General features: G+C 41.3%; 14 protein-coding genes and 1 pseudogene. 8 read left to right on the top strand and 7 right to left on the bottom strand.

The annotated features are described in order from the left end of the window. Together PHP90_RS12225 and PHP90_RS12230 are read left to right on the top strand one after the other, a co-directional pair. Positions 1 to 301, top strand: a 301-nt coding sequence (locus tag PHP90_RS12225) for a hypothetical protein (RefSeq protein WP_299930355.1), incomplete at its 5' end; no start/stop codon positions are given. A gap of 36 nt (positions 302 to 337) precedes the next feature. After that, on the top strand, positions 338 to 946 hold the full coding sequence (locus tag PHP90_RS12230; RefSeq protein WP_299930358.1) for a hypothetical protein: 609 nt from the start codon (positions 338 to 340) through the stop codon (positions 944 to 946). Here the strand turns inward: PHP90_RS12230 and PHP90_RS12235 are convergent. The 4 genes and pseudogenes from PHP90_RS12235 to PHP90_RS12250 all read right to left on the bottom strand — a co-directional run. Then, positions 933 to 1,055: pseudogene (locus PHP90_RS12235) on the bottom strand (isocitrate/isopropylmalate family dehydrogenase); the annotation flags it as partial. The gene PHP90_RS12230 and the pseudogene PHP90_RS12235 overlap by 14 nt on opposite strands. Before the next feature lie 3 nt (positions 1,056 to 1,058). After that, on the bottom strand, positions 1,059 to 1,562 hold the full coding sequence (locus PHP90_RS12240) for a 3-isopropylmalate dehydratase small subunit (protein WP_299930361.1): 504 nt from the start codon (positions 1,560 to 1,562) through the stop codon (positions 1,059 to 1,061). Positions 1,563 to 1,658: 96 nt separating this feature from the next. After that, positions 1,659 to 2,447: a flagellar basal-body rod protein FlgG gene (gene flgG / locus PHP90_RS12245; protein WP_299930364.1), complete on the bottom strand. Its 789-nt coding sequence runs from the start codon at positions 2,445 to 2,447 to the stop codon at positions 1,659 to 1,661. Positions 2,448 to 2,466: 19 nt separating this feature from the next. Continuing rightward, on the bottom strand, positions 2,467 to 3,291 hold the full coding sequence (locus PHP90_RS12250; RefSeq protein WP_299930366.1) for a flagellar hook-basal body protein: 825 nt from the start codon (positions 3,289 to 3,291) through the stop codon (positions 2,467 to 2,469). Positions 3,292 to 3,435: 144 nt separating this feature from the next. Between PHP90_RS12250 and rpoD the strand changes: the two genes are divergently transcribed. Continuing rightward, complete coding sequence (gene rpoD, locus PHP90_RS12255; protein WP_299930369.1) at positions 3,436 to 5,298, top strand: RNA polymerase sigma factor RpoD; 1,863 nt, start codon at positions 3,436 to 3,438, stop codon at positions 5,296 to 5,298. Continuing rightward, entirely contained in the window at positions 5,298 to 5,984 is a 687-nt protein-coding gene (locus PHP90_RS12260; protein ID WP_299930372.1) for a hypothetical protein, read from the top strand. Before rpoD ends, PHP90_RS12260 begins: the two co-directional genes overlap by 1 nt. Here PHP90_RS12260 and PHP90_RS12265 read toward each other — a convergent pair. The 3 genes from PHP90_RS12265 to hemL are packed head-to-tail and all read right to left on the bottom strand — an operon-like array spanning position 5,959 to position 8,052. After that, positions 5,959 to 6,477 (bottom strand): hypothetical protein, encoded by a 519-nt coding sequence (locus tag PHP90_RS12265; protein WP_299930375.1) that lies wholly within the window; start codon positions 6,475 to 6,477, stop codon positions 5,959 to 5,961. The genes PHP90_RS12260 and PHP90_RS12265 overlap by 26 nt on opposite strands. Beyond that, entirely contained in the window at positions 6,467 to 6,769 is a 303-nt protein-coding gene (locus tag PHP90_RS12270) for an AtpZ/AtpI family protein (protein ID WP_299930378.1), read from the bottom strand. Before PHP90_RS12270 ends, PHP90_RS12265 begins: the two co-directional genes overlap by 11 nt. Continuing rightward, positions 6,769 to 8,052, bottom strand: coding sequence for a glutamate-1-semialdehyde 2,1-aminomutase (gene hemL / locus PHP90_RS12275; protein WP_299930381.1), 1,284 nt, complete (start codon positions 8,050 to 8,052; stop codon positions 6,769 to 6,771). Before hemL ends, PHP90_RS12270 begins: the two co-directional genes overlap by 1 nt. Before the next feature lie 100 nt (positions 8,053 to 8,152). Here hemL and tgt point away from each other — a divergent pair, with 100 nt between their 5' ends. From tgt to PHP90_RS12295, 4 genes are all read left to right on the top strand, one after another. Beyond that, positions 8,153 to 9,274 carry a tRNA guanosine(34) transglycosylase Tgt gene (tgt, locus tag PHP90_RS12280; RefSeq protein ID WP_299930384.1) on the top strand — a complete coding sequence of 374 codons (1,122 nt, stop codon included), beginning with the start codon at positions 8,153 to 8,155 and terminating at the stop codon, positions 9,272 to 9,274. Continuing rightward, complete coding sequence (locus tag PHP90_RS12285) at positions 9,255 to 10,052, top strand: pyridoxine 5'-phosphate synthase (RefSeq protein WP_299930387.1); 798 nt, start codon at positions 9,255 to 9,257, stop codon at positions 10,050 to 10,052. The genes tgt and PHP90_RS12285 overlap by 20 nt, the downstream gene beginning before the upstream one ends. Continuing rightward, positions 10,040 to 10,981: a 4-hydroxythreonine-4-phosphate dehydrogenase gene (pdxA, locus tag PHP90_RS12290; RefSeq protein ID WP_299930390.1), complete on the top strand. Its 942-nt coding sequence runs from the start codon at positions 10,040 to 10,042 to the stop codon at positions 10,979 to 10,981. The genes PHP90_RS12285 and pdxA overlap by 13 nt, the downstream gene beginning before the upstream one ends. Beyond that, a partial coding sequence (locus PHP90_RS12295) for a hypothetical protein (RefSeq protein ID WP_299930393.1) occupies positions 10,971 to 11,498 on the top strand: 528 nt, incomplete at its 3' end. The genes pdxA and PHP90_RS12295, both read left to right, overlap by 11 nt.

The following is an 11,498-nucleotide window of genomic DNA, read 5'->3' on the forward strand; positions in this document are numbered from 1 at the left end:
AGAAACGGGTAACCAACATTTTAATGTGCAACGAATTCGTAAGACGAGCATATTGTATCAGTGGAGAGCTATTCGCAGCACTGCCAATATTCCTACAATTGTTACTACTACAGTAGGATTATTGCGTGGGCCTAATAATGTTCCAATTCCACACACTCATACAATAACTATTAATGAGGGAATAATTACATTAGGGCAAGTAAATCAGACAACCAGTATATCTGAACATCACTCGCATCCTATTATCAACGGAGTTGTGGATTCTGTTCTTGGACATCAACATTTGATTATTTTGCCATAAGGTATTAATTGAATATAATTGTGGAGGAATTTAATTATGGCAATGGCAAGGTGCGTACCCCCAAGAACACCATTTGTAGGATCTGGTAGGGCTCCAGAAGGTGGGCAATTAGCTACCCACAAACGAGATTTTTTGGCCCATGCTTCGGGAGAGGAATGGCATCATTGTGCCGATCAAATAAATATGAATCCTCCGTTGGTTACGGTTGGTGGGGATAATGTACAGGAAGCTTTAGAGAATTTAGAAGCTGCTGTAAGTGGAGGTGGAACAAACACATTACAAGAAGTATTAGATGCTGGAAATCAGGCGAATGGACGGTGGATTAATTTAAATAATAACAGCTATATAGCCAGTACAACAGGTAATGTTGATTTAATGGTACCAGCCGGGTTTGGTACAAGATTTGTTACAGCAGGTGGCGTTTCTGCGTCTGTATTAAGCAATTCTTTTCTTGGTGGCCAAAGCGGTGCAGCATTTACGTGGCAAACATCAGATAGTACTGGGACATCAGGAACTGCAACATTTAAATCTGGAAACTCTTCATTAAATAACTCTGGTGTTGTTACAATACAATCTGGAACCGTATCATCGGCTATTAGGAGTTCTGGAATTGTTTATTTGCGCTCCGCGCTTCTTGGTAGTTAAATTCAATATCTTCACATGCCGCAACTGCGTCCATAACTTTAATCGCTTCGTCAATGATCTCAGGACCGATACCGTCGCCTTTAATCAGTGCAATGTTATAACTTTTCATTAATTATTTCTCCTGTGCAGCGATTTCTTCGCTCGCGTAATTCATAAGTCCGCCGGCAGAGAGCAACTCTTGCATGAATGGTGGGATAGGGATAAAGTTGTAGGTTTTATTGGTTGTAATGTTTGTGATCGTCCCTGCATCCATATCGATACTGACGGACTCACCCTCTTTGATCTCTAAACTCTCGGTAAGCTCAAAAATCGGCAATCCCATGTTAAATGCATTGCGGTAAAAAATACGGGCAAACGTCGGAGCGATAACGGCAGCGACACCGGCAGCTTTAAGTGCTATCGGCGCATGTTCGCGGGATGATCCGCAGCCGAAGTTTTCGTCAGCAACGATGATGTCACCCGGGGTCATTTTACTCACAAATGTCGGATCAGCGTCTTCCATGACATGTTTTGCGAGTTCTTTTGGGTTAGATGTGTTTAGGTAGCGAGCGGCGATGATAAGATCGGTATCAATGTCTTTACCGAAATTCCAAACTTTGCCTTCAATTTTTTGCATCAAAAATCCTATGGTACGTAAAATTAAGCGGATTATAGCCAAGAAGAGTTGAAAGAGTTTTAAATCCCGCAAGAAGGGATTTAATAGTGAATAATATTAACGTTTCAATCCGTTGACAGTTGCCAGCATTTCATCACTGGTCGTAATAACTTTAGAGTTTGCATCGTAGGCCCGTTGCCCTGTAATCAGGTCGGTAAGCTCAACTACCAACTGAACGTTTGAAAGCTCAACAAATCCCTGACGGATCGAGCCTAAACCATCTTCACCTGCGGTCCCTTCGACAGGCTGACCGGAGCTGTCTGTTTCAACAAAAAGATTGTCTCCCATCGCATGCAAACCAGCCGGATTAATAAAATTCGTCAGAGAAATTTGCCCTATCTGTGTTGCTTGTGCCTGACCGGGTTGTGTTACGCTCACGATCCCGTCTGTCCCAATACTCACATTGGTAGCATCGGAGGGGATAACAACCTCAGGAACAAGTGTATATCCATCGGAATTGACCATAGTTCCATTCGCATCAACTTTAAAGGAACCGTTACGGGTATAGACTTCCGTACCGTTAGGAAGTTGTAATTTGAAAAAACCTTGTCCTGTAATCGCAACGTCAAGAGTATTGTCCGTTTGCTTTAAACTTCCCTCGGAAAATATTTTATTGATTGCGGTCGGACGCACCCCGAGACCGACTTCGATTCCTGTCGGTGACTTGGTTGTATCACTGGTTGATGTTCCGGCATAGGTCATTACTTTATACATTAAATCGGCAAATTCAGCACGGGATTTTTTATATCCCATGGTATTAACGTTGGCAATATTATTCGCTGTCGTATCGATTTGGGTTTGCATGGAAAGCATACCGGTAGAACTGGTATAGAGTGATTGCATCATGGGTCATTTCTCCTTAGTTTTATCGTCTGGTAACGGCGAGTTTTTCGATTGCATCTTTATTCATATCATTCATTTGTGTGTCCATCGCTTTTTGGTACATTCCGACCAACCGATTGGCTTCAACCAATGAAATCATCTGATTAACCGCATTTACATTGCTTTTCTCGGTAAAACCCTGCATAACCGATCCGCTCTCATTTAATGGTTTTAATGGGTCTGCGGATTCGGGGATATAAAGATTTTCTCCCTCTTTTTTTAACATTCGTATATTTTGCGGTTCAAGAATCATGAGTTTTTTGTTTGCCACCATTTGTGTGGATCCCGGAACATTAGTAGAAATTTGACCGTTTTTATCAATCGTGATAACACTATCCTGCGGATTAAAAGTAATGGTAGTTTTACTCTGGAGGTAATCTGCCGGCAATACTTCGTACCCTTGTTTCGTAACCAGCTTCCCTGCATCATTAGTAGTAAAGGTTCCATCACGGGTCAGTCGTATACCTTGGGGCGTCTTGACAGCAAAAAACTGACCTTCTTTGCTCAATGCGAGGTCAAATGTATTTTCGGTTTTTTGCATAGAACCCAAACTAAAATCAGTATAGGCATCACTAATTTGAGGAACTCGAGAAAGCGAGCGGTTAAAATACTGTGCTCCCTCTTCTGTTTGATTGGCAATAGGGAGGATATTTTGTTTCTCTTTGAAAAGACGGACAAAATCTCCGGTTATCAATTGATCTTGCTTAAAACCAGCCGTATTTGCATTAGCTAGATTCGAAGCAATCGTATCGATGCGGTTAAATTCAGCTACCATCCCTGCTGTAGCCGCATAATATCCGGTCTGCATTTATCATCCTTGTAGAATATTAGAACTTTTGTAGCAACAAGTGTTCCAAAGTTTGAAATAAAAGAAAAATATATATTTCGGATAGTTTTTAAGAAATATTTCGGTATAATCCACCTCTTTTTAACGTAAGGGAGTCTTCCTCGCATGAGTGTCAAAGATCTAAATAAACATCTCGAAACCCTATTCACTGAACATAAATCTAAAAATTGTCTCACCTATGAAACAATTGTCGATCCTTTTGACAAACAACCAACCCTTGCACAAGCAAAAACTATTTTAAAGCTGGCACAAAAGCATAAGATTTGCTTGTTTACATCCTCTGAGCATGCAAAAATGCTCAATCAGCAAGAAGCTGCAGCTAAACGTGCTGCGCAGCTTAAGTTTATTGAAGAAGCCAGCGGCGATGAATTTGATATTCTAAAGCAGCATGAACTTCTCGAATGGTCACGCTCAGATTCTCCTGTACGTATGTATCTACGTGAAATGGGACAAATCCCTCTTCTTACTAAAGAAGAGGAAGTCGAAATTTCTAAACGGATGGAGATGGGTGAAGGGATCATTATCGATGCGATTTGCTCGGTTCCATACTTAATTGATTTTATTCTTGATTACAAAGATCCTCTTATTAATCGTGAACGACGTGTCAAAGAACTTTTCAAAAGTTTTGAAGAAGCGGAAGAAGAAGAATCCGATGATGACAGCGATGATGACAGCGATGATGAAGAATCAAACGAAAAAGCCCCATCGGTTAAAGATAAAAAACGGATAGAAAAAGTTGTTACCAGCTTTAAAGCGCTTGAAAAAGCAAAAAAAGACTGGGTTAAAGCAACCGAAAAAATGTTAGACGAATGTTCTATTGATGAAATGGATGCGGATTACGTTTTATTCTTCCTCAATGTCAGCTTCAAGAAAAAAATGCTGAAAGAATCTTTGTTGGATCTTGGACCAACCTCAAAATTGATCAACGAGCTTGTCCGTTCGATGGAAACAGCCCTGCGAAGTGACGAAGGTTTTGATCGTGAGTTGAAACGTCTTGAATACAAGCTTCCACTTTTTAATGATCAACTCAAAAAAAATCATACTTTGATTTTGAATAAAATCTGTGATTTGACCAAAGAAGAAATTGCAGCTAAAGTTCCGGAAGCAACAATGGTCAGTACCTATATGGAGATCAAGAAATTGATTCAGACCAAAGAAGCCTCTAAAGGCGGTTTCAACATGGAACCGGACAAATTGGCTGATATTTTGGAACAAATCAAACGGGGTAAAAATATCTCAGAAGTTTCCAAAACCCGTATGGCTAAATCGAATCTTCGTCTTGTTGTTTCGATCGCAAAACGTTATACCAACCGTGGACTTCCGTTCTTGGATTTGATCCAAGAAGGAAATATCGGATTGATGAAAGCGGTCGATAAATTTGAATACCAAAAAGGGTACAAATTTTCGACCTATGCTACTTGGTGGATTCGTCAGGCGATCAGCCGTGCTATCGCCGATCAGGCACGAACCATCCGTATTCCGATCCACATGATCGAGACGATTAACCGTATCAATAAAATTATGCGTAAACATCTCCAAGAACACGGTAAAGAGCCGGATGTCGAAACCATTGCAGAAGAAGTGGGCTTATCGGTTGAAAAAGTTAAAAATGTTATCAAGATTACCAAAGAACCGATTTCTCTCGAAGCTCCAATCGGAAATGAAGAAGACGGTCGTTTCGGAGATTTCATCGAAGACAAAATGTCTCTCTCTCCGAGTGATGCTATTTTGAAAGACGATTTGAAAGTCCAAATCGAAAGCGTTTTAGAACAGCTCAATGAGCGAGAAAAAGCGGTTATCAAAATGCGTTTCGGGATCATGGACGATGAAAGTGACCGTACTCTTGAAGAGATCGGCAAAGAGCTCAATGTTACTCGTGAACGTGTACGTCAAATCGAAAGCAGTGCGATCAAAAAATTGAAACACCCTAAAGTGGGTCGTAAACTTAAAAATTATATCGAGGACTGATGACGTTTGATCAGCAGTGGATTGAATACGATTTCAATCCGTTCATCCTATTTAACTCTTCCGGCAAAATCATATCATTGAACACAGAAGCGCAATATCTTCTGGGTGCGATTGAGGCATCTGCAATCTATAAGATTGCAACAACGTATGCCAGTTCTTCATTCGGGTTTAAAACGACATTTTTAGAACTCGAGTTCGGACGTTTTAAATTTTTCGGTATCACTGTAGGCTATGAAGATGAAGAACAGATCGGTATTCGTCTCTACCAGCTCCCCTCTTTCCAGTTTACGAAACAAAAGCCGGATGGTCAGTTGGTGAATGTTTATACGTTGATTGATTTGTGTATCAGTTCCAATTCGATTGGAAGCCAAACACGGTATACAAAAGAACTCGATCCTACGATCCCGGAAATTCGTTTACAGACAGAGCTTTTTATCAAATTGCTCAATAAAATTTATACTTCGATGTTGGGAAATGAGAAAATTTTAACTCGATTGTTTTTCCGTGTAGGGGAACATATTAAATTTGAAGGGGAGAAATATTCACTCTTCTCTATCGAAGTTTCATCCGAGTCAATAACTAAAAAATATCTTCCTGAGATTACTCATTTGGCCGAAGAGAACAATCTCTTCGTTGATGTTAAAGAGCAAAAAATTATACTTAACGTTCCGATGATCGTGAAATAAATAAGTCGCGTGAAATAAAGTATCCCAGAGGGATACCCGCCGCAAGTCCTAACAGATAGGGCATTATCAAAAGTGAATGATTATTGTTAAGAGCCAAAAAACCCATGATTAAAAATGCATACGGTATGAGGCGATAAACAGACACCCATGCTGAAGCATTTTTAGTTGTGTTTTGAATAATGTTGCTTTTTTGTCGAGCTTTTTCTTCTTTAATCATCTGCTTGATATCAGCAACTTCATTTTCGCGCTCTTCTTCGTACAAATCGTACGGGTCATCCATCATATCTATTACGTCTTTATTGTCTTCGATATCAACATTTTCAACACGCTGATTAATCATACTGCGATACGAATAAAGCGATCCCATAAGAATAAGCATTGATGACAACATGGCAACTGTAAAGTTGGCATACACTGTTTTAGACAAAAAGAGCAGTACTAAAACGGAGATGTGTGCTAGTACAAAAATACGGATTGCGTTTTTAATCCTCATCATCATCCTCATCGATGCTCTTACCCATATTGTATCGGGGATCTTTGGCCAATTTTTCAAACTCTTTATACTGTTTGCTGTAGGCTTTATAAACATTTAAAAATGCGGCAGCCAGACCGATTGCAACCCCAACCCATAAAAGCCAAGTAATACCTGTGAGTTTTTTGAGTCCCAGACCAATTGCAACACCGATCAATACGGCAACCACCATCGATATTCCGAGAGATAAAGTCTCTGCCCCTTCGATTATCGGCTTTATACGTGGTTTATGCTCTTCTTGATTTTCTTCCACTACAGTTCTCCGAATATTTTGTTCGCTGCGGCAATCGTCTCTTCAACCATCGCATCAGTCGTTGCAGTAGAAATAAATCCTGTCTCGAATTGGGAACAGGCAAAATAAAATCCTGCATCCAGCATCGCGGCATGAAATTTGGCAAAACGTGCCGTATCGCTTTTGAGCGCTTCGGCAAAATTTGAAACCGACTCATCGCTAAAGAAAAATCCGAACATTGATCCGCGTACATCGGTTTGTAAGCCGATATTGTGTTTTTTCGCTGCTTCCGCGAATCCGTTCATTAAGCGTTTAGCTCTCTCTTCAAGAACTCCAAAAACTCTTGCATTATTTTTGAGCTTGTGAATCGAAGCAAGTCCTGCCGCCATTGCAACCGGATTTCCGCTGAGGGTTCCTGCCTGGTATACTCCTCCCTCAGGTGAGAGATGCGCCATTATCTCACGACGACCGCCAAATGCTCCTACAGGCATACCGCCGCCGATGACTTTTCCTAACGTCACAAGGTCAGGCTTCGTACCAGTAATGCTTTCAGCACCATGCAGACATGCTCTAAAACCGCTCATGACTTCATCAAAAATCAACAATGCGCCGTATTCGTCACACACTGCTCGGAGTTCTGAAAGGAAATCTTTAGTTGCAGGCACCAGCCCCATGTTTCCGGCAATCGGTTCGATAATAACGCACGCGATTCCGGGGCTGTCTTTAAAACATTGACGTACACTTTCGATATTGTTGTATTCCGCCAATAATGTATGCTTGGTAAAATCAGCAGGAACACCCGGAGAACTCGGTGTTCCGAATGTCGCGGCACCTGAACCTGCTTGAACGAGAAGAGCATCACTGTGTCCGTGATAACATCCGGTGAATTTTACTATGTCATCGCGTCCTGTAAATCCGCGAGCAAGTCGGATGGCACTCATAACCGCCTCCGTGCCGCTGCTGACAAAACGGATTTTTTCGATGGAGTCATAGATAGAGATAATAAGTTCGGCAAGATCGCTTTCCGCTTCGGTCGGGGCACCAAAACTCAGACCGTGTTTAACCGCTTCAATAACCGCATTTTCAATCGATTCGTCACGATGCCCGAAAATCAACGGCCCCCAACTCTGAACATAGTCAACATAGCGATTTTCATCAATATCGATCAAATAACCGCCCTCTCCTCGTGATATAAAACGGGGAATTCCACCGACGCTTTTAAACGCACGTACCGGAGAGTTTACCCCTCCCGGTATAAGCTGCTGGGCTTTTTCGAAGGCTGTTTGTGAGTGCTCAATGCTCATTCATAATCCTAATCAATAATCTTTTTATTATTATACCTAAGATTAAGTTGTCCAAATGGCCCGTTATGCGATAAAATAATAAAAAAACTTAAGGTCATTTATGCAATTTAACGTCGATGCCACCTGCGGCAACGCCAGAGCGTGCACTATCACTACGGCACATTCCACAATCCAAACTCCCATCTTTATGCCGGTAGGGACGGTAGGCTCTGTAAAGGCGCTTGATATGGCAGATATGACAGAACTTTTAGATACTCAAATCATTCTCGCCAATACCTACCATATGTATCTTCGACCCGGAGATGAAACTGTTGCGCGTCTCGGAGGATTACACGACTATACCACCTACCCTAACAGTTTTTTGACAGATAGCGGAGGATTTCAGGCATTCAGCCTCAGTGATATTTCAAAACCGACCGAATCAGGGATCGAATTTCGCAGTCATATCGACGGAAGCAAACACTTCTTTACGCCAGAAAAAGTTATAGATATCCAAAACAATTTAAACAGCGATATCATGATGATTCTCGATGATCTCGTCGCTCTGCCTGCAACAGCGGAACGGATCAAAACCTCGATACAACGAACGACTCAGTGGGCGCAACAGTCGATTGATTATCATCGAAATAATCAGACCAAAGGGATCGGCATAAACCAAAATATTTTTGCCATTATCCAAGGGGGGACTGATTTAAATTTCCGTACCCAATCTGCTGAAGAGTTATGTGCGATGGATTATGACGGGTTTGCAATCGGTGGACTTTCCGTCGGTGAGTCAAATAATCTGATGTACGATACGGTTGAGCATACAACACCGCTAATGCCATCTGATAAACCACGCTATCTGATGGGAGTCGGAACCCCCGAAGATTTGGTCGAAAACATCGAACGCGGAGTCGATATGTTCGATTGTGTTATGCCGACACGCAATGCCCGCAACGGAACGTTGTTTACAACCTTTGGGAAAGTAAATATCAAAGGTGCTAAATATAAATATGACTCCGAACCGATTGATCCGGCATGTCAATGCTACACCTGCCGCCGTTACAGCCGTGCTTATTTGCACCACTTATTTCGTTCCAGAGAACTGACATATTTTCGACTTGCATCGATTCATAACCTCCATTATTACTTGTGGTTGGTACGTCAAGCGCGTGAAGCTATAATATCAGGTCAATTTATTCACTTTAAAAAGGATTTTTATGCACGAAGACAATCTTAAACTCGGTGTTAATATCGATCATATCGCTGTACTTAGAGAAGCACGTAAAATCAATGATCCTGATCCGGTGATGGCGCTAGGAATTTGTGCTATGAATGGTGCGAATCAGATTACGATCCATTTGCGTGAAGATCGACGTCATATCCATGATGAAGATGTCCGTCGAATTTTAGAAAATTCTTCTCTTCCTGTTAATCTGGAATGCTCCATCAATCCTGAAATCATTGATATTGTTTGTCGCTTGCGTCCTCACCGTGCGACATTGGTCCCTGAAAAAAGAGAAGAAGTAACTACAGAGGGCGGGCTCGATGTTGTAGGACAGTATGATGCAATATTAAATGCTATTAAAAAACTTTCCAAACATGAAATTGAGGTTTCACTCTTTATCGATCCAACACACGAAGCGATTGAATTGGCTTGTAAACTGGAAGCCCAGTGGGTTGAACTGCATACCGGTAGCTATGCAAACGTATACGCTATGCGCTACAGTGCCCTTCCCCATACACACCATACTATCGAGTCACTTGATTTAAGCCGCAAAGAACTCGACAGCCGTTTGAATCAGGCATTCGAAGAGATTGTTGATGCAGCTAATAAAGCACGTATGTTAGGTTTAAAGGTTGCAGCAGGACATGGTCTTAATTACCAAAATGTTAAATCTATTGTCGATATTGATACAATTGAGGAACTTAATATCGGACAAAGTATCATAGCCCGTTCCGTGTTTACCGGCTTGGCTGTTGCCGTATCGGATATGAAAGCACTATGTCAACGCTAAAACGGATTGCCATCAGTGTCGGTGACCTGAATGGAGTAGGATTTGAGATAATCCTCAAAGCCCACAATCAGATCAAACAACTCTGTGATCCTCTCTATTGTATCAACTACACTATGGCGCATCAAGCGGCAGGGTTATTACACAAACAAATTCCAAACGATTTTCATATGTTCAAAGTCTCAGGTGAATTTACCATCGAAGCAGGGAAAGTCTCCCGTGAGAGCGGACAATACAGCTATGATTCTTTTATTGCTGCTGTAGAACTGGCAAAATCCAAAGCCGTTGATGCTGTCGTAACGTTACCGATTCATAAAGAAGCATGGAAAATGGCTGGAATAGATTATGTCGGACATACAGATGCATTGAGAGATATATGTAAAAGTGATGCCATTATGATGCTCGGATGCGATCAACTTTATGTTGCACTCTTTACGGAGCATATTCCCCTTCATGAAGTTGCAAACCATATTCAAACCGATAAACTCACTTCATTTTTGCTCCAACTTTATGCAACGACTGCACATGAACCCATCGCTGTTTTAGGACTCAATCCTCATGCAGGGGATCACGGCGTTTTAGGAGATGAAGAGCGTTTTATTGATGAAGCTATAGCGCATGCCAATGCACATCTCGGAAGAGATATTTTTGTCGGTCCAATCGTTCCGGATATTGCGTTTACACCGCGGTTCCGTCAAAATTTTTCAATGATTGCGGCTATGTATCATGATCAGGGATTAGCACCGCTAAAAGCACTCTATTTTGATCAAAGTGTAAATATTTCCTTGGGTTTACCGATTATCCGTACATCTGTCGACCATGGAACGGCATTTGACATCGCGTACCAAAACAAAGCATCCATATTAAGTTATATGAATGCTGTAAAGGCAGCAATTACTTTTGATGTGAAAGATGAAAATCATGGCAGATAAAGCTTCAATCAATGTATTCAAAACACTGAGCCATACCCATTTTGATACACAAACATTTCGTCCCGGTTTTATCAAAGCGGCTTGGAAAGCGTATACTGATATTGTGACGACTCCTATTTCTCAAAACACGTTTCAATCTCTTGTCGGTGCTTTGTTTGATTGGCTATTTTTAGAAAAAAAAAGCGATTCCGATACGGTTTTAAGCAATATACGTGATTTATTTCGTAATTCAGAAGAAGTTGAGCGATTTTTATCCGATACTTTTTATATTGTATTGAACCATTATATAAAATCGTTTTACGGTCACCTGGGCGGGTGGAGTAAAATTGTCTCTTTTTCTACAGCTATCGAGCGTTTCATAACCTATACTGCAAACCGTCTGGATGATGAATCCTTCTTTTTATTTGAAGATGCTTTTATCAATGCGCTTGAAACACTTCGTCAAAAATCAGAGAATATTACGGTACTTAACACCTACTATGGTGTTCCCATCCAATACAGCGCTCAAATCCTGCAC

Origin of the sequence: Sulfuricurvum sp. (genome assembly GCF_028712165.1) — a bacterium.
Lineage (GTDB): Bacteria > Campylobacterota > Campylobacteria > Campylobacterales > Sulfurimonadaceae > Sulfuricurvum.

Coding starts and splice junctions, on each gene's coding strand:
- PHP90_RS12285 (WP_299930387.1), top strand. CDS start 9,255: ATGCACGAAGACAATCTTAAACTCGGTGTTAATATCGATCATATCGCT.
- flgG (WP_299930364.1), bottom strand. CDS start 2,447: ATGATGCAATCACTCTATACCAGTTCTACCGGTATGCTTTCCATGCAA.
- pdxA (WP_299930390.1), top strand. CDS start 10,040: ATGTCAACGCTAAAACGGATTGCCATCAGTGTCGGTGACCTGAATGGA.
- PHP90_RS12265 (WP_299930375.1), bottom strand. CDS start 6,477: ATGAGGATTAAAAACGCAATCCGTATTTTTGTACTAGCACACATCTCC.
- PHP90_RS12260 (WP_299930372.1), top strand. CDS start 5,298: ATGACGTTTGATCAGCAGTGGATTGAATACGATTTCAATCCGTTCATC.
- PHP90_RS12240 (WP_299930361.1), bottom strand. CDS start 1,562: ATGCAAAAAATTGAAGGCAAAGTTTGGAATTTCGGTAAAGACATTGAT.
- tgt (WP_299930384.1), top strand. CDS start 8,153: ATGCAATTTAACGTCGATGCCACCTGCGGCAACGCCAGAGCGTGCACT.
- PHP90_RS12230 (WP_299930358.1), top strand. CDS start 338: ATGGCAATGGCAAGGTGCGTACCCCCAAGAACACCATTTGTAGGATCT.
- hemL (WP_299930381.1), bottom strand. CDS start 8,052: ATGAGCATTGAGCACTCACAAACAGCCTTCGAAAAAGCCCAGCAGCTT.
- PHP90_RS12250 (WP_299930366.1), bottom strand. CDS start 3,291: ATGCAGACCGGATATTATGCGGCTACAGCAGGGATGGTAGCTGAATTT.
- rpoD (WP_299930369.1), top strand. CDS start 3,436: ATGAGTGTCAAAGATCTAAATAAACATCTCGAAACCCTATTCACTGAA.